The sequence below is a fragment of the Arthrobacter sp. 05T423 genome, from assembly GCF_056396245.1.
Genome location: NZ_JBFTLC010000006.1, coordinates 1 through 20,778, shown reverse-complemented (window position 1 = coordinate 20,778; position 20,778 = coordinate 1). Strand labels below are relative to the sequence as shown.

Below are 20,778 nucleotides of genomic sequence, written 5' to 3'. Positions count from 1 at the left end.
CCCCCAGTGCCAAATTTGCCAAAACGATTTTTCCGGCGGGGCCGGAATGAGCCTATGAGGGGTCTCGCCGGGAAGTCAATGCCAAAAAAGTGGCGCTGGATTTTGTCAAAGCACACGGGACCTGGCTGTTGACACGCCTCGCCGTTGCGCCCTAATCTGTTGCCAAGTCGTTTTGGCAAAACGGTTTTTCACACTTCCAGTTTCTGGCCTTTCCATACAAGAGAAAGGGAGTCGACAGCGATGTCCTCTCGAAAGACAATCTCCAAGCTCGCAACCCTCGGCGGCATTTGCACCGCCGTGGCGCTGGCTGCAACCGGATGCGGCGCAGGGGGCGCGGCGTCCCCCGAAAGCGGCGGCAGCTCCATCAACGTCCTGGTCGAGGCAGGCGGCCACGCCGAATTGCAGCCCATCGCCGATCAGTGCAAGAAAGACACCGGGGTCAACGTCAACTTCGTTGAACTCCCGTACGACGGACTGTTCAACCGCCTCTCCAGTGAGTTCTCTTCCGGCACTGTCTCCTTCGATGTTGCCGCGCTTGACTCCGTCTGGCTGCCAAGCTTCAAGGACGCCCTGCAGCCCATCGATGAACTCTTCACGGACGAGGCAAAGAAGGACATCTTCCCTTCGCTGGTCAAGGAAGCCAATGTCGACGGACACTTCATCGGAATGCCCGCGTGGACAAACGCCGAGATCGTCCTTTACCGCAAGGACCTGTTTGAAGATGCCAAGAACAAGGCGGACTTCAAGGCCAAGTACGGCTACGACCTGGCGGCACCCACAACCTGGCAGCAGTATCAGGACATCTCAGCGTTCTTCACCAAGGACGGCATGTACGGGACCGACGTCAAGGGCGGTGTTGAAACCGAGTACCTCGCCCATGTGCTGCAGGCCGGCTCCCCGCTGGTCCTGGATAGCAACAACAACGTGGTCATTGACAATGCGGCCAGCAAACAAGCGCTGGATTTCTACACCAGCCTCGTAAAGGACGCCCCTCCGGGTGCGGCACAGGTCGACTGGGCTGCCGCGCAGAACCTCTTCAACCAGGGCAAGACAGCCATGACCCAGTTCTGGGCCCATGCGTACCGGCAGATCCCGAAGGACTCACCCGTCTACGGCAAGGTCGGCACCGCGCCGATGATCGGCGGCTCCGCCGGCGTGGCCGGTGTTCCTGGTCCCTGGTACCTCTCGATCCCGAAGGCAACCAAGAATACGGACGCTGCAAAGAAGTTCGTCAAGTGCGCTTTCGACCACAACGACTTGGCCATCCAGTCGAGCCTTGGCCTCGCGTCACGAATCTCCGCCTTCCAGAAGTACCAGGACCAGCCCGGCTATGAGAGTTTCAAGCCCCTGATCGAAACACTCAACGCTCCCGCGACGGCAACGCGTCCGCCAACGGCGAAGTGGCAGCAGATCGTCGACACCGTACTGGTACCGATGCTCCAGAAGGCCGTCGCTGGCGGAGACAGCACAAGCTTGCTGGCTGACGCCAAAACCAGGATCCAAGCCCTCCTCAAGTAAGACTCCGCGGCCGGCATCAATCCATGCGGCACTACCAGCAATGGCGGTGCCGGCCGCGGCCCCAACCAGTGGAAGAGAATCCCGTGCGCATCCCTGATCGCCGCTTCGCCCTCTACCTCATGACTCCGGCGGCGCTGTTCCTCGCAGTCTTTGTTGCTTACCCGCTGTTCCGACTTATCACGGACAGCTTCTTCAAGATCTCCCCGATTGTCGGGGGTCCCCGCGATTTCGTGGGCCTGGACAACTACGTCCGAGCCTTCACGTCCCCGGATTTCATCGGCGCCGGTTGGCGGACGCTCGCCTACACCCTGATGGTCGTAACACTCGAGTTCGTTCTCGGCCTCGGCATGGCGCTCCTGTTCACCGCACTGGGCAAGAAATCCCAGGTCTGGCGGACCATGTTCCTGTACCCACTCATGATTGCGCCGATCGTGGCCGGCTTGCTGTGGAAGTTCCTCATGATCGACAACTTCGGGCTGCTTGGCACCCTGCTGAACCAGGCGGGCATCCTGCAGAACCCCAATCAGATCGGCTGGCTCTCGAACCCGGACATCGTCCTGTTCTCCGTCGCCATCCCGGACATCTGGCTGACGACGTCGTTCATGTGCCTGGTGCTCTTCGCGGGCCTGCAGAACATCCCAGGAGACCTCATAGAGGCGGCAAGGCTCGACGGCGCCCGCGCACCATCGCTTCTGTTCCGCATCATCCTCCCGCTCCTGCGGCCGGTCATCGCGGTGGCTCTGGTGGTCCGCGGCATTGACGCGGCGAGGGCCTTTGACACCATCCTGATCCAGACCAACGGCGGGCCGCAGTCCGCCTCCGAAACCATGAGCCTGCTCATCTACCGGACCATGATCCGCTTCGGTGACCCCGGACTCGCAAGCGCCATGGGCACCATCTATCTGTTGGCCATGCTCGCCATCGCCTTCGTCGCGGTCACCACCATCTGGCGGCCAGGAAAGGACACCTGATGAGCACCCTTCAAAGGCCAACAATCCCTGCCCGGCAGATCGCCAAGGCGCCTTCGCCGGCAGGCGGCGGCCGCAGGCGCCGGGGTGTCAACCGTGAAGGACTCGAAGCCGGAAAGCGCAGCACCAGGACCATCCTGTGGATCCTGCTCGCTGCGTCGCTGATCCTCTACGGCTTCCCGTTTCTCTACCTGCTGTTCACGTCTTTCAAGACACCCATCGACACGATCGCCGTCCCGCCCACCATCCTGCCTAAGGAATGGACAATAGCGAACTACGTCAGTGCATTGAGCCGCAGCGGGGTGCCGGCGTCGTTCATCAACAGCATCCAGACGGCCGTGATCAGCACGGCCCTCTCACTGGTCCTCGCCGTCCCCGCTGCGTACGGCATCACTCGCTACAAGACCCGCAGCGGCAGGGTGTTCATTATGGCTGCCCTGGTCACACGGATGGTTCCGCCGGTGGCCATCGGTATCCCGCTGGCATCCATGATGGCCTCAGTCGGTCTGGCCGATACGCCGATCGCCCTGTCCATCGCGCACACCACCATCTCCCTGCCGCTGTCCATCTGGCTTATGTCCAGCTTCTTCGAAGCCGTGCCGCAGGACTTGGAAGAGGCAGCGACCGTCGATGGCTGCAGCAGGCTCGGTGCCCTGTGGCGGGTGGTCATCCCCGTGGTCTCAGGAGGCATCGCCGTCACTGCGATTTTCGCCTTCCTGGCCTCCTGGAACGAATTCCTTTTCGCGCTCCTCATGACCGCTGTCCGGTCCCAGACCACCCCAGTGGTGATCGCAAACTTCCAGACCCAGTTCGGCCTGGACTGGGGATCCATGACGGCGCTGGCCGCCGTGTACTCCATCCCGGTCATCCTCCTGACCCTTCTCTTGCAGCGCAAGATCGTCGCCGGCATGACGCTCGGCGCCGTCAAGGGTTAGACCACCAGCAACGAGTAGCCTACTGGTAACCCCAGGGGCATCACCAACCGTAAGGACGCCGGAGACAGATGAGCAACAAGAACATCGGTATCAAGGACGTGGCCGTCGCCGCAGGCGTCTCCGTGACAACTGTCTCCCACGTCCTCAACGAGGTTTCCTACGCCCGAATCAGCCCCGAAACCAGGGACAAGGTCAGGGCCATTTCGGAGCAACTGGGCTATGGCCCCAACCGCCTTGCCCAGGCCCTTCGCACCCAGCGGACCGGCATGCTGGGTCTGGTCAGCGAGGAAATCGCCACTACGCCCCACGCCGGCCGGATCATCCTCGGCGCTGACGAGGCCGCCAGAGCCCGGGGATACAACCTCATGATCATCAACACCTCTGGCTCAGCCAGCCTCGAATCCCGGCAGGCCGACGTCGAGACCCTCCTGGAACGCCGGGTGGACGGAATCCTCTACGCCACCATGTACCACCGCAACGTGGAGCTGCCGGCCAACCTCGGCAGCGTTCCCTCCGTCCTGGTGGACTCCGTTGCCGCCGGCGGTAACATCACTGCCGTGATCCCGGACGAGGAAGGCGGTGCACGCGCCGCCGTGGGCGCGCTCCTCGAAGCAGGCCACACCCGTATCGGCTTCATCAACAACACCGATGATGTCCCCGCGACCCGTCAGCGGCTCCAGGCATTCCGGGCCATGTTGACAGAAGCAGGGTTCGACGGCGGTGCGGCACCTGTCGAGTCCGAGGTCTCCGAGGTGCAGGGCGGCTATGAGGCGGCCCGTCGGATCCTGGCACGCGAGGACCGGCCCACCGGCTTGTTCTGCTACAACGACCGGATGGCGATGGGCGCCTACCGCGCGGCGGCGGAGCTGGGGATCACCATCCCCGCTGACCTTTCGGTCGTCGGCTTCGATGACCAGGAACTGATCGCCGCCAACCTTCACCCGGGCCTCACCACCGTGGCCCTGCCTCACTACGAGATGGGTGCCTGGGCCACCGAGCACCTGATTGACGCCGTGGAGGGGAAGACCGACCTTACCCTCATGGCGTTTCACCCGACCATCCTGGACTGCCCGCTGGTGAGCCGTGATTCCGTCGCCGCTCCCCGGCAATAGGCAGCCAGCCCCGTCCACATTCCAAGAGGAAACGCCGAATATGTCCAGTTGCCTTGATGCCGCACGCCCGGAAACAGACCCGGACGAGACCTTCAGGTTCCGGCCAGCCATCCACTTCACGGCAAGGGATACCTGGCTGAACGACCCCAACGGCCTGGTCTACTATGACGGCCTCTACCACCTCTTCTTCCAGAACAACCCGTACGGCAACGTCTGGGGCAACATGTCCTGGGGCCACGCAACCTCCCGTGATTTGCTGCACTGGACGGAACACCCTGTTGCCATCGCCTGCGACGAGACAGAGGACATCTTCTCCGGGAGCGTCGTAGTCGACCACCGCAACACGTCCGGTTTCGGCACGGTGGATGCACCTGCCCTCGTAGCCATTTACACCAGTGCCTACAAAGCGGGCTCCGAACACTGCGGTACGCAGGCCCAGTCCCTGGCCTACAGCACAGACGCGGGAATGACGTGGTGCAAATACGAAGGAAACCCTGTTCTCGCCAGGAACTCCGCGCACTTCCGCGATCCCAAAGTCTTCCGCTACCAAGGGGACCAGGGTGCCTGCTGGGTCATGGTCGCCGTCGAAGCCCAGCACCAAAAGGTGGTTTTCTACCGTTCGGAAGACCTCAAATCCTGGGATTTCCTGAGCGACTTCGGCCCGGCCAATGCCGACGCCGGCGAATGGGAGTGCCCCGATCTTTTTCCCCTGGCCGTGGACGGGGACCCGGACAACATCAAATGGGTACTGATCGTAAACATCAACCCCGGCGCCGTGGCGGGCGGTTCCGGCGGTCAGTACTTCATCGGACACTTCGACGGCGCCCGGTTCCTCCCGGACGCCGGTTCACTCGCGGCGCCCGCCGGGGTGAGCACCCTGGGCGATTCCGCCTCGGCCGCTGCGGCGCTGCAGCAATGCCTGTGGCTGGACTGGGGACGCGACTGCTACGCCTCCGTATCCTTCAGCGACGCCCCGGATGACCGGCGCATCATCATCGGCTGGATGAACAACTGGGACTACGCCAACGAGCTGCCCACCGCCCCCTGGCGGTCCTCCATGACCCTCGCCCGCGAAGTGCGCCTCACAGCAGTCAACGGCTCCGCCCGCCTGATCCAGCAACCGGTCCTGGCCGACCTCGGCCCGGGAAAAGAGCTGCCTGCTGCGAGGGACCAAATGAACGCAGACACCTTCGAGCTGCGGAACTCCGCCCTCCGATTGCCGGATGCGGTACCCGGTAGCGCCCAACTCATCGAGGCGGAGATACTGCCCGGAAGCGCCGAACGTTTTGATTTCCGACTCTTCGGAAACAGTGACGGGAGCAAGGGCACCATTCTTAGCTACAACACCACCAGCGCCCGACTCATCCTTGACCGCAGACAATCAGGAAACACCTGCTTCCACGAAAAGTTTGCATCCGTGGAGTCAGCCCCGCTGGTCCTTGAGAACGGCGTGCTAAGGCTGCAGATCGTCGTCGACCATTGCTCGGTGGAGGTCTTCGCGCAGGACGGCAAGGTGGTCCTGACTGATCTCATCTTCCCCGAAACCGAAAACCCGGAGAACTGGCTATCGGCTGAGGGTGGCTCAGCAACAATCCTGAAGCTCGCGGTCTCAACACTCACCTAACCAGTCTGACTCCATGAAAGGTCCAGAATGCCAACAGTCCAGCACACCGACGGTGACCCCAAACCGAGCATTGATGTCCTTGTTGTCGGTGAAGCCCTCGTGGACATAGTTGTCTCTCCCCGAGGCACTGTGGAACACCCCGGCGGATCACCCGCAAACGTTGCCCACGGACTCGGACGGCTGGGTACGGACACCGCATTGTTGACCTCGATCGGCGACGACCACTATGCCGCCGCCATCGAGAAGCACCTTCGGAGCGCCGGTGTTAATCTCTTGCCCGGTTCAAAGGGCCGTGGCGGAACCGCTACGGCGACTGCGATTCTGGCTTCCGATGGTTCAGCGCAGTATGACTTCGACATCCGGTGGGACCTCCCGCGGATCGCTCCGGCGACCCGTCCCAAAGTCCTGCACACCGGCTCGATAGCTACCTTCCTGGCACCGGGAGCGGCAGCCGTAAGAGAGCTTCTCGAGCAATCACATAAGCACTGTGTCGTCACCTACGATCCCAACATCCGCCCTGCGCTGCTCGGCAGCCAATTTGAGGCAAAAACCATCTTCGAGGAACTCGTCCCGTTCACAGAGGTAGTTAAACTCAGCGATGAGGACGCACTGTGGCTCTATCCGCGGCTATCCCTGGAAGACGTTTCAAACCGGATCCTGGAACTTGGGGCCGGACTCGTCGCCGTCACCATGGGAGCGGAGGGATCCCTGCTCACCACGGGAGGCACGCGGGTCCTCGTTCCCTCGGTTAAGTCTGCCGTGGTGGACACCATCGGGGCCGGCGACTCGTATATGTCTGCCCTGATCTACGGACTCCTCATGCGCGGAGCAGACGGGCTGGCACCGTCGGTGCTGGAGTCGCTGGGCCGCATGGCATCCAAAGCAGCGGCCATCACAGTACGCCGCCCAGGCGCTCACCCTCCGACGTCAGAGGAACTGCGAGAGGAACTCCCGGAGCATCAACCGGTGGCCCAATAAAGTCCGGTGCAGGCGCCCCGGTATCGGGCTGAGAAACCGCAACATCAAGGGAAGAAAACCATGTCAAGCAACAACTACTACGACGTGACTACGTGGCCGGTCGGCAATCCCTCCGAGGACGTCGGTGAAGTCATCAACAGCATCATCGCTGACATCAAGGACCGGCAGGCCGTCACCGATGAGAACAATGGAGGGAAGCCCGGCGCGGTGATCTACATTCCGCCCGGGGACTACCATCTTCGTACGCAGGTGGTGATCGACGTCAGCTTCCTGAAGATCCAAGGCTCGGGACACGGCTTTACGTCGTCGAGCATCCGGTTCAACGTTCCGGAAGACGAATGGCCCGACTTGCATGAGCTGTGGCCCGGAGGGAGTCGCATTCTCGTCGACCTTCCCCTCAGCGGAGACGGGGAGGAATCCAAGGGAGCCGCCTTCTACGTTGAGCGAAGCGGGAGCCCGCGGATCAGCTCGGTCGAGTTCTCCAACTTCTGCATCGACGGATTGCACTTCACCCCGGATGGCTCGGGGACGCATCCGGAGAACACCTACGTCAACGGCAAGACCGGTATCTATGTCGCGAGCGCCAATGACTCATTCCGCGTAAACGGCATGGGGTTCGTCTACCTTGAGAACGCTCTCACCATCTACAACGCGGACGCGCTTTCCATTCACGACAACTTCATCGCTGAATGCGGAAGCTGCATCGAGCTGCGCGGGTGGGGACAGGCATCAAAGATCACCGACAACTTGGTCGGAGCAGGCTTCAAGGGTCACTCGATCTACGCCGAAAACCATGGCGGGCTCCTGATAACCGCGAATAACGTCTTCCCCCGCGGTGCGAGCAGCGTCCATCTCCACGGTGTCACGCGTTCAAGCGTCACCAACAACCGTTTGCATTCGTTCTACCCCGGGATGGTGATTCTGGCGGAGAATAGTTCGGAAAACCTCGTGGCCACGAATCACTTCTTGCGTGACCACGAGCCCTGGACGCCCTTCCTGGGAGTCGACAACGGACTGAACGACCTCAACGGACTTCTCTGCGTCAGCGGCAACAACAACTCTGTCATCGGCAACCACTTCTCCCAGATCACCGACTCACAGAGCATCCGGCCGACCGGTGCGACGCCTGTCATCATCCGGCTGATGACGGGCGTTGGCAACTTCGTCTCCAACAACCACGTGGTGGCGATGGACGTTCACTCCAAGTCAAGTGACTCCTGCTTCGAGGGCCAGGTGGACGCTCTGTTGACGACCGAGGTTTCGGACGGCCTCGCCGTTACGGCCGTCATGGTCGATCCCGAATCAGCCCGGAATACGATCCTTGATTCCGGAAGTGACGCCCAAGTTATCGCAGATAGGGCTGTTAACGCCTTCAGGGCCACACCCACTGTCGGTTTCTAGGCGGCACACGCACAGCCCAGGATCCTGATGGCCAAAACCTCCTCCGGCAGCCTGACTGTAAAAAGGGACACCCCGTCAAACACCCGGTTATGGACCCGGAAAATTTATGTCGCCTGCCTCTTGACGGATCCCGATGCAGGGTCCAGATTGCCAGCATAAGGGGGGTCCGTTCGAGAGGAGCCTCACATGGCATGGCAAATCGAAGGAACCTACTTCGAAAACTGTAACTGCGACATGATATGTCCATGCACCCCCTCTGGGATGACCGCACCGGGGGACTATGACCGTTGCAACGTGGTGCTCGTGTTCCATATCAACACCGGCAACGTCAACGGAGTCGACGTCGGCGGGCTGAATACCTGCGTCGTGGTCGACTCACCTGCGCTGATGGGCGACGGCGGCTGGAGAGTGGGTCTCCTGATGGACGCGGCTGCCTCGCCGGAGCAGACCGAAGCGCTCGGGGCAGTGTTCGGCGGCCAGCTGGGGGGACCGATGGAAGGCGTGGGCCCCCTGATCGGCGAAATGCTGGGCATGGAGTCCCGCGCCTTCACCTACGTGGATGACGGCAGGCAGCACCGGGTCCGGATCGACAGCTCGGTGGAGATGACGGTGGAGGACTTCGTCTCACCGCTTGACACGACCGGCGCCGGGGTGAAGGTCAGCGGTGTGGTCTTCCCCGCCGACACCGTGGCCGCCGGACGCGCCGTCACTTCCACCGTCGACGTGTTCGGCCTGTCGTGGGACAACGCCGGAAAGAATTCCTTCTCGGCGCCGTTCGCCTGGTCGGCCTGAATGGGCGGGCAGGCGCACCTGTCGATCCGCAACCACGCGGCCCTGCTGGTGCTGCTGGGCTTCGCGGCTGCCGCCTGGTACTTCACAGTCCTGGGCTTCCGGGACATGCCTCCCGGGCAGGGGACAATGGGGTTGGGAATTATCGGCTTCCTGGCGGCTTGGACACTGATGATGGCCGCAATGATGCTCCCGGCTTTGTCCCCTTTGACGGCCGTCTATCTGCGCTCCATCCGGTCCACCCGAAGTGCTGCGCTCCGGGCTGCCCGAACCGTGGCACTCGTTACCGGGTACCTGGTGGCGTGGGCTGTCTTCGGGGCCGTCGCCTTCGCGGCCGCGCAGCTGGCGACCTGGCTGGCGATGGGAGTGCCGGATGCCGCGCCCTGGGTGGGAGCCGGGGTAGTGGGGGCCGCCGGCATCTATCAAGTGACACCGCTCAAGGACTTCTGCCTCCGCCACTGCCGCTCGCCGGTAGCGTTCCTGCTCCACGTCTCCAGTTATAGGGGGCGCCTCCGCGACCTGCGCGTCGGGCTGTACCACGGCCTGTACTGCATCGGATGCTGTTGGGGGCTGATGGCGGTCCTCATCGCCGTCGGCGTGATGAACCTGGCCTGGATGGCTGTCATCGCCGCGACGGTATTCCTCGAGAAGACGTGGACCCACGGCCCTGCACTGAGTAAGACCATCGGCGCCGCCCTGCTCATCTTCGCCTTCTTCATTCCGGCGAATCCTGCCTTGCTGCCCGGACTCTACGCCCCGTCGGCAATGTGAAATTACCCAACTCTGCCGCCCCCCCCCTTGGAACCGTCTGTCCCGCCAGCGTGAAACGATCGACAGTGCGCGTCCGTGACGAGCGGGCAGGTCGCCGGTAGGGATTTGCGTCGCCGTCCGCGTACTTTACAGCGGCCGCCCACGTACGCGGGATAATAGAAGCATGACCGATCGGGATCACGACGAGGATCTGTGGCAGGAGTTCGACCGGCTCCCGCCCGCAGGCCGCGACCGCGTGGATGGACTGCCGGGCGGACAGCCGCAGGGCTTTGGCTTCCGCACGGGCGTGCGCAGCGCCCGGGTGGCCCTCGGGTTCGCGGTCTACGCCCTGGCCCTCGGGACTGTACTGGTCGTCACCGGCGCCGTCTTCTTCATCAGCCGCGGGCAGTGGTTGCTGCTCGGGCTGATGGTGCTGATCGAGACCATCTTTGTCTTGGCTTTCAGCCGGCTGGCGCGCTTGGCACGCAACCGGCGTTCGTCCGAATAGCCGCGCCGGGGAATTACGCCCGGGTTTGCCGGCTACCGGGAGCCCCGTCCCCGAATGATCCGCCGCTCAGCGGCCACGGCGATTGCTGCCGTGCGGTTGTCCACGCCGAGCTTTTCGTAGATGTGCACCAGGTGCGTTTTCACCGTTGCCTCGGAAATGAACATTTCCTTGGCGATGGCGCGGTTGGACAGACCCGTGGCCAGCCGCTCGAGCAGCTGGACCTGACCAGTCGACGGGCGTCAAGGCCGACGGCGGGCTGGCGCCGGCCGCCGTCGCGCCGCCCGGCACCGTGGTGATCGGCAGTACCGTGGCCAGGGACCTCGCACTGACCTTGGGCGATAAAGTTAGCGTCGGCGGTAGGGACCTGACCGTCAGCGCCGTCGTGGAGGACCAGTGGTACTCCCACACCAGCGTGGTGTGGACCGCCCTTCCCGACTGGTCCCGGCTGGCCCACATCACCGACCCGCAGCAGCTGGGAACGGTCCTCGCCGTCACGTACCGGGGCGGTCGGCTCAGTGTGCCGGTGGTCCCGGCGGCGTGAGCGTGCGCCGGGGCGGATGACGGCGGGAGGTACCGCCGTCGTCCTCTGTCTGGTTTTTGTGGTTACTGGCCGGACGCCGGTGTGGTTTCCGCCGTTGACACCAGCGGTCCGAGCATCAAGCTTCCTGGCTTGAACTCCTCACCACATTCCGCACACAAGACCAGCGGTTTCAAGTCGGCCCCGCAAGTGTGTTTGTACGAGGCACGGGGCGTCTCGTCGCGCATCCACGTACTGCTCCAGGCCGCGAGGGAAATGAGAATGGGCGCGACTTCCGCTCCGGAAGTTGTGAGGTGGTACTCGTAGCGCGCGGGACGCTCGGAGTACTGGACGCGCTCGATCACGCCACGGCTTTCGAGTGTGCGCAGCCGGCCCGTCAGGATGTCGCGGGATGCGCCTGTGTTTCGTGCGATCTGATCGAACCGGTGAACGCCCAGCGACATCTCACGAAGCGCAAGCAGCGCCCACCGCTCCCCCAACACGTCCAGTCCTGCCGCGATGAAACACGCCCTCGGCGCGCTAACCGACGTCTCGGTCTGCTGATTCATCCTTCACCTGCTTTCAGTACTCACCTCAAGTATACAGGTCAGTTGGAAATTCCAACTGACTCGGGTAGCCTGAAACTCCGAGGCCGCGACACCCTGCGTCGCCGGCACATCCGACATCAGGAGAATTCATGTCACTGCTATCTGGCGCCGTCGTCCTTGTCACCGGTGCGAACGGCGGCCTGGGCCGCGAGCTCGTGGAACAGGCCCTCGCCCGGGGTGCTGCGAAGGTGTACGCAACCGCCCGCCGCCCGCAAGAGTGGAACGATCCCCGGATCGTCGCCCTAGCTCTCGACATCACCAGCCCCGACTCGATCCGGGCAGCCGTCACCCAGGCCCCGGACGTCACAGTCCTGATCAACAACGCCGGCATGAGCGTCGAATCGGACACTCTGCTGGCACTGCCCGACGAGGAGATCCGTGCAGTCATGGAGACCAACTTCTTCGGACCGGTCGCCCTGACCAGGGCATTCGCACCGGTGCTCGCCGCCAGCGGGACATCGGCGGTCCTCAACATCCACTCGGTGCTGAGCTGGATCGCACTCACCGGTGCCTACAGCGCGTCAAAGGCCGCACTGTGGTCAGCCACCAACTCCTTCCGACTGGAGCTGGCGCCCCAAGGCACGCAGGTCACGGGTGTGCACGTCGGCTACATGGACACAGCCATGGCCAAGGGCGTGGATGCCCCGAAGACCTCCCCCGGGGAAGTTGCGCGGAAGTCGTTCGATGGGCTCGAGCAGGGTGACTACGAGGTCATCGTGGACGAGATCAGCGCCGGAGTGAAGCTCGGCCTGTCCGGTCCGATCTCGGATCTGTACCCTGCCCTGACTGCCAATGCTCCCGTATGACGGCGTCAAACACTGAAGACCTGCAGAGAACCTGAAGTGGGAACCCCCATGTCAACCAACACCGCGGCGGAACGCTCGGAAACATTCACGTGGATGGATCCGGCAATCGCCCTCGAACAGCTGCCACGGCTGTCGGGCCTGGACTACTTTTCCGGGCTCCGCGACGGCAGCATTGCGCCGCCGCCGATCGCTTCCCTCATGAATTTCGATCTCGTCGAGGCGGAATACGGACACGTGAAGTTCCAGTGCGAGCCGGGAGAAGCGCACTACAACCCCCTCGGAATGGTGCACGGCGGCCTGGCATGCACGCTCCTCGACACGGTGCTCGGCTGCGCAGTACACAGCACGCTGGCAGCAGGGATCGGCTACACCTCCATCGATCTGGCGGTCAAGTACCTGCGGCCCATCACGCTCAACAAGGGCGCTCTTCACGCAGTGGGGTCAGTGGTGAAATCCGGCTCGCGGGTGATATTCACCGAAGGCCGCCTCAGCACCGCCGGCGGAGAACTCCTCGCCACCGCCACGAGCACGCTGCTCATCTTCCCCCACCAACCGAGCGGACTCACGAAATGACTGATACCGGCACCATCGCGGCGCTGACGCCGACAGCCCAGGACCGCGCCTTGCCCCCGGCCGCCCCTTCGGGAACGGGGGCTTTGAGCCGCTTCGGAATTCCTCTGGGGCTTGCCGGTCTGGGCGGTGGCTGGTCCGCCGCGAGGAGCACACTCGGATCCCCGATGTGGCCGGAGGAAATCCTATACGGAGCTGCCAGCGCTCTGTGGCTGGTCCTGACGGCCCTCTACGTATTCCGCGGCCTCCGCCGAAAAGGAGGTTTCAGGGCCGACCTGAGACATGAACTGACAGGGCCGTTTGCCGCCTTCATCCCGTTAGTGGGGATCCTGCTTTCGGCGCACTACAGCCAGTATCTGCCGCCATGGGGCGCGTGGCTGTGCATGGCTTTCATTGCCGCCCTTGCCATCGTCGCTGCCCAGCTCCTCGCCCACTGGGTCACCGGCGGGGTGTCCATGCAGTCCATCCATCCCGGCTACTTGCTGCCCGTCGTGCCGGGGTTCTTCGTTGCCAGCATCGGATTCTCAAGCATCCATGCCCACGATGCGGCCATGGCCGCGTTTGGCATTGGCGCGTTCTTCTGGCTGGTCGTGGGAACCGTCGTCACCGTGCGGCTGATGACCGGCGGCGAGGTGCCGCCAGCCGCCAAGATCGGACTGTCCGCATATCTGGCTGCGCCTGCAACGGCCAATATCGCCTGGATGGTTTCACATCCAGGACCCGTAGGGGCAGTGCAGCTCGGCCTGACAGGCGTGCTGGTGATCATGGCGCTGATGCAGGTCATGCTCCTCCCCGAGTACCGCAAGCTTCCCTTCACGCAAATGTTCTGGGTATTCACCTTTCCCGTTGGCGCAACCACGAACTATGCCATCCGCTGGCTCGCAACCACGGACCTCCCCGGCCGGGAGATTTACGCCTGGACGATTCTCGGCCTCGCAACAGCCTTTACCCTGGCCATTGCCGCCCGCACAGCCCCAACAGCCATCGCCGGCCCGAAGTAGCCGCTCGATGGGCCCGGCAGACAAGGGTCCTCATTTTTCGGGGAGGACTGGGGCCGGCGTGGAGAGCTGCCGGGCGGGCACGCGCCCCACGCTGGCCGCAGCGACGGCCGCGGCGAGAACGATTGCCCCTGCGGTGACCAGCGCCGGGCCGTATCCCTGCTGCAGTATCGGGGCCACGACCAGCGGGCCCACGATCTGGCCAACGGAGTATCCCGCGGTGAGCAGCCCGACCGATCTGGGGAATCGGAGCTCGTTGCCGACAGCAAGGGCGAGCGCGCTGATCCCGACGAACGTTCCGCCGAACAGGGCTGCGGAGGCGAGGTCGGCGCCGACGCCGTCTGTCAGCGCCGGGAGGGCGATGCCGACGCCCTGTAAGACGAGGGCGGCCAGCATTAGGTGGAGGCGGGACCATCGCCGCCCCAACCGCGTCCACAGTGCTGACGCCGGCACAGCGGCCGCACCGGCCAGCACCCAGGCGCTGGCTCCGAGCCCACCGGCGGCCTTTTGTTCGATCGCGGCCACCAGGAACGTTCCGGCAATGACGTACCCGACGCCCTCAAGGGTGTACGAGATGAACAACGCCGCAAAACGCCGTGGCACCGCCGGCCCAACGGTGCGAAGGTTAGCCGCGACGGCCGGCGCGGGGTCCCCCGGTGCCGTGCGCAGGGTCCAACCGATCGCGGCGAGCACCGCGGTGAGCGCGGCAGATGCCCACCACGCTGCCCTCCAGTCGGCGACCGGCCGGAGCACTAGAACCAGCAGCCCAGATGCGGCGATTCCTGCGCCGACTCCGCCGAAGCCCCAGCCCGCCAGGTGGGCGTGGCTTTCCCGCAAACCGCTGATGAGCGCGTTCACCGCAACCAGGAAGATCAACGCGCTAGTCACGCCGGCGAGGCCGCGAAGGACCATCCACACGAGCTCGCTCTCCGTAGCCGGCATCGCCGCCAGGCTCGCAACCAACACGGCGAAGGAGCCCCGCAGCGTGGCCCGCGAACGAGATACCGCGGGGACCGCGATGCCGGCCAGCGCGCCCGCGAGGTAGCCGACGTAGTTCGCGGTGGCCAGATGCGCCCCCGCGACCGTCGACAGACCTGCTTGCGCGTGCATGGCGGGCAGGATCGGCGTGTACACAAACCGCCCGACGCCCATCCCCGCGGCCAGCGCCGCGGCGGCCTGCCACACGTGCAGCCACGGTCTCATGGTGGAAGTCACGGCGGCGTTCACGATCGAAGTCATGATGCCGTGGCCGGCATTGCCGCCGTGCGGCCGGGGTCGTTCGGGTGGGACTCGAGCGCGGTCACCGTCACGGTCATCCACGGACGGAGCGGCAGCGTGCCGAGAACCTTCTCGTGGAGCTCGGCCTCGTCGGCCGCCCGCCAGATCCCGATGCTGCGCAGCTCGCCGACAGGACGCCACAACCGGACCACGCGGCCCGCGGCCGCCAGTTCCCGCGCGCGCCCTGCCTCAGCTGCGCGGCGACGGTCCACCTCGTCAGGGCTTGTGCCCTCGGGGATGCTCGTCGTGATCTCGACTAGGAACTCTCGCATGATCTGGCTCCGTTCTTTCCTCCGACGGCCCTTTTCTGCAGGCCGTCCGTACCTCTTCATAGTCCGGCCGCTCCCGATCCCGCCGCCACGACCGGCGTCCTCGCTTGTGATAGGCACAGCCTCCTAGCGCACGTAGACTGGGGCCGTGGAACTGCGCCAGCTGCGGTATTTCGTCGCAGTCGCCGAAGAATTGAACTTCGGGCGGGCGGCGTCCCGGCTGCTCATTGCTGGCCCGTCCCTGTCCCAGCAGATCAAGGCGCTAGAACGGGATCTCGGCGTGCGGCTGTTCGACCGGGACCGGCGATCCGTGACCCTCACCCCGGCCGGAGCTGCACTGCTCCCCGAGGTACGCGATCTCCTGGCTCGCGCCGACAACGTCGAGCTGCGGGCGGCCCGCCTGTCCGGGACCGAGCCGGTACGCCTGGGGTATGTCAGCTGGCTCCCGGCCGACCTCGCCGCGCGCACCGCGTCGGTGGCCCAAGTGCACGTGGACCCGTGGGTCGCGCCGTCGCACACCCAGGCGGAGCGGGTCGCCGACGGGAGCCTTGACCTTGCGGTGTGTTGGGTTCGCGCAGCGGACCTCGAGGCACACGGCCTGCGGGCCGCGCTCCTCGGCGCCGACCGCCTCCATGCGGTCTCGGCCGGGGACACCGTCGGCGAAGTGGCGGCCCGGGACGTGGTCGCATTGCTCGACGACGACACCGCCTCGTGGTCGTCGTGGAACCTCTACGCCGGGCAGTTCGCGCGCGACACCGGCGCACACACCCACCGCATCACCGACGGCGGCATCACGGGCCCGGCGTTCTTCGACCACGTGCGGCGCAGCGGCCGCCCCGTACTCCGATCGCCGAAGGACATCATCGCGCCGATTCCGCCCGACCTGCATGAGCGCCCGGTCGTGGCACCGGAGGTGTACTGGACGTGGTCGCTCGTGTGGCGCTCCGACGAGACGCGGGCCGCCGTGCACGCCGTCGTCGAGGCTCTGTCCACGGATCTCGGCGACCTCGACCTGCATCGCCCCGATGTCTGGCTGCCCGCTGGCGACCCGCACCGTCGCCCGGCCCCTTAGGCCGTACTGAGAGGCTCCGACTACCAGAAGGGAGGACGGCGGTCGTGGCGGCGGCAGGCGGGTCAGGAGCACTCTCGATACATGACCACAACGCAAACCACCCCCGCCTCCGCCCGCACCCTGCCCACCCGCCCAGCTCCCAAGGTCGCCGTCGTCACCGGCGCATCCCAGGGCATCGGCGCGGGCGCCGTCGCCGCCTACCGCAAGCTCGGCTGGACCGTCGTCGCCACGTCGCGCTCCATCCCGATGTCCGACGATCCAGAGCTAATCACCGTGCAGGGAGACGTCGCCGACCCCGCGACAGCCGACCGCGTTATCGCCACCGCCGTCGAGCGGTTCGGGCGGCTCGACACGCTGATCAACAACGCCGGCGTGTTCATTGCCAAGGCCTTCACGGACTACACGGCAGACGACTACGCGGCCGTAACCGGCGTAAACCTGGACGGATTCTTCCGCATCACCCAGCGCGCCGTCGAACAAATGCTGACCGTCGGCGCTGGCCACGTCGTCAACGTGACCACCAGCCTTGTCGACAACGCCGACTCCCGCGTTCCCTCGGTGCTGGCATCACTGACCAAGGGCGGCCTGCAGTCAGCAACGAAGTCGCTCGCCATCGAATACGCAACCCGTGGCATCCGGGTCAATGCCGTGGCCCCAGGCACAATCCAGACCCCCATGCACTCGCCCGAGACGTATGCAGACCTTGCGGCCCTGCACCCCGTAGGCCGCATGGGCGAAGTGACCGACATTGTCGACGCGATCGTCTTCCTCGAACACGCCGGGTTCGTCACCGGCGAGATATTGCATGTCGACGGCGGCATGAGCGCCGGCCGCTGACCACACCCACCGAGAGGAGCAAACAAATGACCACGACACCAGCGGACGTGGAAATCCTGCGGGGCGTCCTCGACCCCTGGAAAGCCGCCATTTACGCGCACGACTCCGAAGGCATCGCCGAACTGTTCACCGAAGACGCCATCTTCCAGGGCCTGCACCCGTACACGGTCGGCCGCCAAGGGGTTGCCGACTACTACGCCTCCCAGCCCCTCGGACTGACCGCAGAGTACCGAATCCTCGAAACGCGGAGGCCCGCAAGCGACTACGTCTACGGCTACCTCGGCGTCGATTTCGGGTTCGCCGACGGTCGGCCGACGCTGCCGGTGCTCATCGGCGTCGCCGCACAGCGCAGCGGAGACGACTGGACGCTGGCGCTCTACCAGGTGTCGCACCGGCCCGGACTTTGAGCGGGATGCTTCCGCGCGTTCCGGACTTCACACCGTGCGCGGCAGGACGTCTTGCTGGGACGCGAAAGCCAGATCGGCGTCGTCGCACCTGGCGCTGACACCGACTTGCTGACGTGAAAGCCGTGGATACCTTCGAAACGAGGGTATCCACGGCTTCGAAGTCAGCGACGACTACTACTCGCAGGCCACGCCGTCGTGATCGCGGTCAAGACTGGTGCTGTAGCCCGCCTGCCCCGAATACAGCGGTGCGGCACCTGCAGCCCGGGCGGCAGCGCAATTGGCGTAATAAGCAGCCGCCGCAGGCGCTGCCGGAACGACAGGTGCGACGGGAGCGGCAGGCGCCACAGGCGCCGGCACCGCAGCTGCCTGTTCGGCCGCCTGTTTGGCGGCCGCCGCATCTGCTGCCCTTTTGGCCGCCGCCACTTTGTCGGCCGCCACCTTGTCCGCCGCGGCCTTCGCTGCCGCAGCCTTGTCAGCCGCAGCCTTCGCCGCCGCCGCTTTGTCGGCCGCAGCCTTGTCGGCGGCAGCCTTTTCGGCTGCAATCTTTTCCAGGGACTTGACGCCGAGGTGAACGATGGAGCCCCTTGCCACCTGTGCGCCTTCCCCGGCGTCCTGGGACATCACCTGCCAGTTCTTCTTAAGGACGATCGTTTTGCCGTCGACGATGTCCACGGAGTCGACCTCGAACCCGAGATCTTCCAGTTGATCCGGGCCTCATCCAGGGTCAGGCTCATCACGCTGGGAACGGTGACCGTCTCTGGAGTGGCGGTGGCCGTGGCCGTTTCTGTCGGCTGCGGTGCCGCCTGCTTGTCCGCCTGGTTGCCGCCGCATCCAGTAAGCATGAGGCCGGTCAGCACAAGTAGTGTGAGTGTCTTTTTCATTTTTCCCACTTGGAAAGATTGAAACGGTGGAGTGATGGAATGGATCAGCGTTCGCAGGCCACGCCGTCGGAGTCGCGGTCCAGCGCTGGACGGTAGCCCGCGGACCCTGCATACAGCGGCGCCGCACCTGCGGCCTTCGCCGCCGAGCAGTTGGCGTAGTAGACAGCCGCCGGTGCCGGCACAGTGGGAACCGGGGCTGGCACTACCGGTGCGGGAGCAACTGGGGCCGGAGCCGGCTCAACAGCAGCCGGAGCCGGCGGGGCAGGCGCGGCCACCACGGGTGCAGTCTGAGCGGCGGCAGGTGCCTTGGTCGGTGACACCGGTGCCTTCTCGTTTGTTGGCGCCAGTTGCCCCGAGCAGTTGGCCAGGATCCTCGCCATCGCGTCGTGTTCCGCCTGGGTGACCCACAGGCTGTAGGTGGCCTTCACCGAAATCTGCCGGGCCACGTATTCGCACCGGAAGCTCTTGTTCGGCGGCAGCCAGGTGGCTGCGTCGCCGTCGCCCTTTTTCATGTTGGTCGGGCCGTCTGTCGACTGCAGGTTCAAAGGGTCATTGGCGAAAGCCGTCCGCTGTTCCGCGGTCAGCTGCTGTGCCCCCTTTTGCCAGGCGTCGCTGAGGGCAACAACGTGGTCGATCTGGACGGCGCTGCTGGTGGCAGCCCCCCGCAGAAAGTCGATCGTGGTGCCCGTGTACGGGTCCGCCAGAGTTCCGGACTGCACCTTGCAGGGGACGCTGTTGGTGTAGGCAATACCGGTAAGGTCGCGTTTCAGGATGTCGTTCCTGGTGTCGCAACCGTTACGGTCAACGTCTGCCCAGGCCTGCCCGAACAGCGCGCGGTCATATCCCGTCTTAGGTGCCCGGCCCTTGATGGGAAGGGTGGCCAGCAGGTCGACTGCCTTGGTGGCGAAGGCAGGCTGAGTCTTCGGAGCCGCAACACTGGCCCCCTGCGCCAAGAGGTAGGGGCTGTCAGGATCCAGCGGAGCGCCGGTCTCCTGCACGGTTGCAGCGGACGACGGCGTGGGTGCCGCTTTGGCAGTTCCGCGCGCTTCGGCAGTCGCGCTCGCTTCGGTGGAGGTTGGCGAGGCCGCGCTCTCCGATGGCGCGGCCTGAAGGTTCCCTGTGGTGGTCCGCGGTAACGCTACAGCACCGCCGATAAAGAGGGCAAGGGAGACGGCAAGGGCGATGGCCCCTGCTTTCCGTTTGGGCGGGAGCCACGCCCAGGAACGGCGGCCGGTCGCCAGGACGTAGAGGCCGGTAAGGGCGATCGTGATGGCAAGGAAGACCAGTTCGCCCCCAAGGCCGCCACTGAACGCCCCCATGATCATGAATAGCGCAGTGAGGCCCCCGACAATGAAAGTGGAAACGCGTGGTTTCTTGGGCGGCCCCGGGGCCGGCCCCGCGCCCGATGGCCCCGGACGCCTGAGGCTTTCATAGCTCGACATAGTTTTTTCCCATTAAAAAAGGCCCGGCAAATAGCCGGGCCTTTTTGCTAAAGCCGAATTGGTTCTCGCAAGAGACTATTTCCTCGATGCCCGCGGAAACCGAAACTGCGTTGATCTTGGGACAAAGCTGATTCGGTCTTGAGCCAATCTTGAGGGTGCTCGTCGCAATCGAAGTCCAATGCTTAACGCTTGGAACAGGAAGCGCGGATATCCCTGCCGCGCGGCTACGCCGCCTTCCGCTCCCGCCAGAGCAGCGACACCACGAACGTCACCGCACTCAGCGCAAGCATCACCAGCACCACGCGGCCCCAGTTCTCCTGGTTCACGTCGGTACCGTAGAAGATGCCGATCATTACCGTGGCGCTGATGGCGCCGACGTACCGGCAAGTCTGGAAGATCCCGGCGGCCACTCCCCTGTCCTCGGGGGCGGCGGAGATGTACAGCCCCTGGTTGGAGGCGATGCTCACCGACCCGTACGGCACACCCATCAGGGCGGTCAGCACCCACCAG

22 protein-coding genes and 2 pseudogenes are annotated in these 20,778 nt (G+C 64.6%); 17 read left to right on the top strand and 7 right to left on the bottom strand.

Annotated features, from left to right (window positions below):
* The first annotated feature begins 240 nt into the window (after positions 1-240).
* The 10 genes from AC1DFE_RS07010 to AC1DFE_RS06965 all read left to right on the top strand — a co-directional run bounded on the left by AC1DFE_RS07010 (position 241) and on the right by AC1DFE_RS06965 (position 10,583).
* Positions 241-1,518, top strand: a complete 1,278-nt coding sequence (locus AC1DFE_RS07010; RefSeq protein ID WP_476905183.1) for an ABC transporter substrate-binding protein — start codon at positions 241-243, stop codon at positions 1,516-1,518.
* A gap of 83 nt (positions 1,519-1,601) precedes the next feature.
* Positions 1,602-2,489, top strand: coding sequence for a carbohydrate ABC transporter permease (locus AC1DFE_RS07005; protein ID WP_476905182.1), 888 nt, complete (start codon positions 1,602-1,604; stop codon positions 2,487-2,489).
* Positions 2,489-3,421 (top strand): carbohydrate ABC transporter permease, encoded by a 933-nt coding sequence (locus AC1DFE_RS07000; RefSeq protein ID WP_476905181.1) that lies wholly within the window; start codon positions 2,489-2,491, stop codon positions 3,419-3,421. Before AC1DFE_RS07005 ends, AC1DFE_RS07000 begins: the two co-directional genes overlap by 1 nt.
* A 68-nt stretch (positions 3,422-3,489) precedes the next feature.
* Positions 3,490-4,533, top strand: a complete 1,044-nt coding sequence (locus AC1DFE_RS06995; RefSeq protein ID WP_476905180.1) for a LacI family DNA-binding transcriptional regulator — start codon at positions 3,490-3,492, stop codon at positions 4,531-4,533.
* 40 nt (positions 4,534-4,573) lie between these two features.
* Positions 4,574-6,157 (top strand): glycoside hydrolase family 32 protein, encoded by a 1,584-nt coding sequence (locus AC1DFE_RS06990; protein WP_476905179.1) that lies wholly within the window; start codon positions 4,574-4,576, stop codon positions 6,155-6,157.
* A gap of 27 nt (positions 6,158-6,184) precedes the next feature.
* The gene (locus AC1DFE_RS06985) at positions 6,185-7,135 is read left to right on the top strand and encodes a carbohydrate kinase family protein (RefSeq protein ID WP_476905178.1); all 951 of its coding nucleotides are present in this window, start codon (positions 6,185-6,187) and stop codon (positions 7,133-7,135) included.
* A gap of 60 nt (positions 7,136-7,195) precedes the next feature.
* Positions 7,196-8,536, top strand: a complete 1,341-nt coding sequence (locus tag AC1DFE_RS06980) for a NosD domain-containing protein (protein ID WP_476905177.1) — start codon at positions 7,196-7,198, stop codon at positions 8,534-8,536.
* Positions 8,537-8,722: 186 nt separating this feature from the next.
* Positions 8,723-9,328, top strand: coding sequence for a DUF1326 domain-containing protein (locus tag AC1DFE_RS06975; RefSeq protein ID WP_476905176.1), 606 nt, complete (start codon positions 8,723-8,725; stop codon positions 9,326-9,328).
* Positions 9,329-10,096 carry a DUF2182 domain-containing protein gene (locus tag AC1DFE_RS06970; RefSeq protein WP_476905175.1) on the top strand — a complete coding sequence of 256 codons (768 nt, stop codon included), beginning with the start codon at positions 9,329-9,331 and terminating at the stop codon, positions 10,094-10,096. It abuts the gene before it with no gap.
* 163 nt (positions 10,097-10,259) lie between these two features.
* A complete protein-coding gene (locus AC1DFE_RS06965) occupies positions 10,260-10,583 on the top strand; it encodes a hypothetical protein (RefSeq protein ID WP_476905174.1) in 324 nt (107 codons plus the stop codon).
* Positions 10,584-10,615: 32 nt separating this feature from the next.
* Here AC1DFE_RS06965 and AC1DFE_RS06960 read toward each other — a convergent pair.
* A pseudogene (locus AC1DFE_RS06960) lies at positions 10,616-10,807 on the bottom strand (response regulator transcription factor); the annotation flags it as partial.
* Between the two features lie 32 nt (positions 10,808-10,839).
* Here AC1DFE_RS06960 and AC1DFE_RS06955 point away from each other — a divergent pair.
* A complete protein-coding gene (locus AC1DFE_RS06955) occupies positions 10,840-11,124 on the top strand; it encodes an ABC transporter permease (protein ID WP_476905295.1) in 285 nt (94 codons plus the stop codon).
* A 62-nt stretch (positions 11,125-11,186) separates the two neighbouring features.
* Here the strand turns inward: AC1DFE_RS06955 and AC1DFE_RS06950 are convergent, their stop codons facing one another.
* Positions 11,187-11,669, bottom strand: coding sequence for a winged helix-turn-helix transcriptional regulator (locus tag AC1DFE_RS06950; protein ID WP_476905173.1), 483 nt, complete (start codon positions 11,667-11,669; stop codon positions 11,187-11,189).
* 128 nt (positions 11,670-11,797) lie between these two features.
* Between AC1DFE_RS06950 and AC1DFE_RS06945 the strand changes: the two genes are divergently transcribed.
* The 3 genes from AC1DFE_RS06945 to AC1DFE_RS06935 are packed head-to-tail and all read left to right on the top strand — an operon-like array spanning position 11,798 to position 14,085.
* Positions 11,798-12,514, top strand: coding sequence for an SDR family oxidoreductase (locus tag AC1DFE_RS06945; protein ID WP_476905172.1), 717 nt, complete (start codon positions 11,798-11,800; stop codon positions 12,512-12,514).
* Between the two features lie 48 nt (positions 12,515-12,562).
* Entirely contained in the window at positions 12,563-13,087 is a 525-nt protein-coding gene (locus tag AC1DFE_RS06940; RefSeq protein ID WP_476905171.1) for a PaaI family thioesterase, read from the top strand.
* Positions 13,084-14,085: an SLAC1 family transporter gene (locus AC1DFE_RS06935; protein WP_476905170.1), complete on the top strand. Its 1,002-nt coding sequence runs from the start codon at positions 13,084-13,086 to the stop codon at positions 14,083-14,085. Before AC1DFE_RS06940 ends, AC1DFE_RS06935 begins: the two co-directional genes overlap by 4 nt.
* A 30-nt stretch (positions 14,086-14,115) precedes the next feature.
* On the opposite strand, the gene AC1DFE_RS06930 is transcribed toward AC1DFE_RS06935, so the two are convergent.
* Positions 14,116-15,321, bottom strand: coding sequence for a YbfB/YjiJ family MFS transporter (locus AC1DFE_RS06930; protein WP_476905169.1), 1,206 nt, complete (start codon positions 15,319-15,321; stop codon positions 14,116-14,118).
* The gene (locus tag AC1DFE_RS06925; protein WP_476905168.1) at positions 15,318-15,632 is read right to left on the bottom strand and encodes a muconolactone Delta-isomerase family protein; all 315 of its coding nucleotides are present in this window, start codon (positions 15,630-15,632) and stop codon (positions 15,318-15,320) included. Before AC1DFE_RS06925 ends, AC1DFE_RS06930 begins: the two co-directional genes overlap by 4 nt.
* Before the next feature lie 145 nt (positions 15,633-15,777).
* Between AC1DFE_RS06925 and AC1DFE_RS06920 the strand changes: the two genes are divergently transcribed.
* The 3 genes from AC1DFE_RS06920 to AC1DFE_RS06910 all read left to right on the top strand — a co-directional run bounded on the left by AC1DFE_RS06920 (position 15,778) and on the right by AC1DFE_RS06910 (position 17,945).
* The gene (locus AC1DFE_RS06920) at positions 15,778-16,701 is read left to right on the top strand and encodes a LysR family transcriptional regulator (protein ID WP_476905167.1); all 924 of its coding nucleotides are present in this window, start codon (positions 15,778-15,780) and stop codon (positions 16,699-16,701) included.
* A gap of 81 nt (positions 16,702-16,782) precedes the next feature.
* A complete protein-coding gene (locus AC1DFE_RS06915) occupies positions 16,783-17,538 on the top strand; it encodes an SDR family NAD(P)-dependent oxidoreductase (RefSeq protein ID WP_476905166.1) in 756 nt (251 codons plus the stop codon).
* 26 nt (positions 17,539-17,564) lie between these two features.
* Positions 17,565-17,945: a YybH family protein gene (locus AC1DFE_RS06910; protein WP_476905165.1), complete on the top strand. Its 381-nt coding sequence runs from the start codon at positions 17,565-17,567 to the stop codon at positions 17,943-17,945.
* Positions 17,946-18,119: 174 nt separating this feature from the next.
* On the opposite strand, the gene AC1DFE_RS06905 is transcribed toward AC1DFE_RS06910, so the two are convergent.
* From AC1DFE_RS06905 to AC1DFE_RS06895, 3 genes and pseudogenes are all read right to left on the bottom strand, one after another.
* On the bottom strand, positions 18,120-18,617 hold the full coding sequence (locus tag AC1DFE_RS06905) for an excalibur calcium-binding domain-containing protein (protein WP_476905164.1): 498 nt from the start codon (positions 18,615-18,617) through the stop codon (positions 18,120-18,122).
* A gap of 253 nt (positions 18,618-18,870) precedes the next feature.
* Positions 18,871-20,151, bottom strand: a complete 1,281-nt coding sequence (locus AC1DFE_RS06900; RefSeq protein WP_476905163.1) for a GmrSD restriction endonuclease domain-containing protein — start codon at positions 20,149-20,151, stop codon at positions 18,871-18,873.
* A 341-nt stretch (positions 20,152-20,492) separates the two neighbouring features.
* Positions 20,493-20,778: pseudogene (locus AC1DFE_RS06895) on the bottom strand (MFS transporter); the annotation flags it as partial.

Bases quoted from the DNA above. Each gene is read 5' to 3' on its own strand.
- AC1DFE_RS06990 (WP_476905179.1), top strand. From the start codon at position 4,574: ATGTCCAGTTGCCTTGATGCCGCACGCCCGGAAACAGACCCGGACGAG.
- AC1DFE_RS07000 (WP_476905181.1), top strand. From the start codon at position 2,489: ATGAGCACCCTTCAAAGGCCAACAATCCCTGCCCGGCAGATCGCCAAG.
- AC1DFE_RS06995 (WP_476905180.1), top strand. From the start codon at position 3,490: ATGAGCAACAAGAACATCGGTATCAAGGACGTGGCCGTCGCCGCAGGC.
- AC1DFE_RS06935 (WP_476905170.1), top strand. From the start codon at position 13,084: ATGACTGATACCGGCACCATCGCGGCGCTGACGCCGACAGCCCAGGAC.
- AC1DFE_RS06910 (WP_476905165.1), top strand. From the start codon at position 17,565: ATGACCACGACACCAGCGGACGTGGAAATCCTGCGGGGCGTCCTCGAC.
- AC1DFE_RS06985 (WP_476905178.1), top strand. From the start codon at position 6,185: ATGCCAACAGTCCAGCACACCGACGGTGACCCCAAACCGAGCATTGAT.
- AC1DFE_RS06915 (WP_476905166.1), top strand. From the start codon at position 16,783: ATGACCACAACGCAAACCACCCCCGCCTCCGCCCGCACCCTGCCCACC.
- AC1DFE_RS06975 (WP_476905176.1), top strand. From the start codon at position 8,723: ATGGCATGGCAAATCGAAGGAACCTACTTCGAAAACTGTAACTGCGAC.
- AC1DFE_RS06900 (WP_476905163.1), bottom strand. From the start codon at position 20,151: ATGATCATGGGGGCGTTCAGTGGCGGCCTTGGGGGCGAACTGGTCTTC.
- AC1DFE_RS06950 (WP_476905173.1), bottom strand. From the start codon at position 11,669: ATGAATCAGCAGACCGAGACGTCGGTTAGCGCGCCGAGGGCGTGTTTC.
- AC1DFE_RS06930 (WP_476905169.1), bottom strand. From the start codon at position 15,321: ATGACTTCGATCGTGAACGCCGCCGTGACTTCCACCATGAGACCGTGG.
- AC1DFE_RS06925 (WP_476905168.1), bottom strand. From the start codon at position 15,632: ATGCGAGAGTTCCTAGTCGAGATCACGACGAGCATCCCCGAGGGCACA.
- AC1DFE_RS06965 (WP_476905174.1), top strand. From the start codon at position 10,260: ATGACCGATCGGGATCACGACGAGGATCTGTGGCAGGAGTTCGACCGG.
- AC1DFE_RS06980 (WP_476905177.1), top strand. From the start codon at position 7,196: ATGTCAAGCAACAACTACTACGACGTGACTACGTGGCCGGTCGGCAAT.
- AC1DFE_RS07010 (WP_476905183.1), top strand. From the start codon at position 241: ATGTCCTCTCGAAAGACAATCTCCAAGCTCGCAACCCTCGGCGGCATT.
- AC1DFE_RS06940 (WP_476905171.1), top strand. From the start codon at position 12,563: ATGTCAACCAACACCGCGGCGGAACGCTCGGAAACATTCACGTGGATG.
- AC1DFE_RS06970 (WP_476905175.1), top strand. From the start codon at position 9,329: ATGGGCGGGCAGGCGCACCTGTCGATCCGCAACCACGCGGCCCTGCTG.
- AC1DFE_RS06945 (WP_476905172.1), top strand. From the start codon at position 11,798: ATGTCACTGCTATCTGGCGCCGTCGTCCTTGTCACCGGTGCGAACGGC.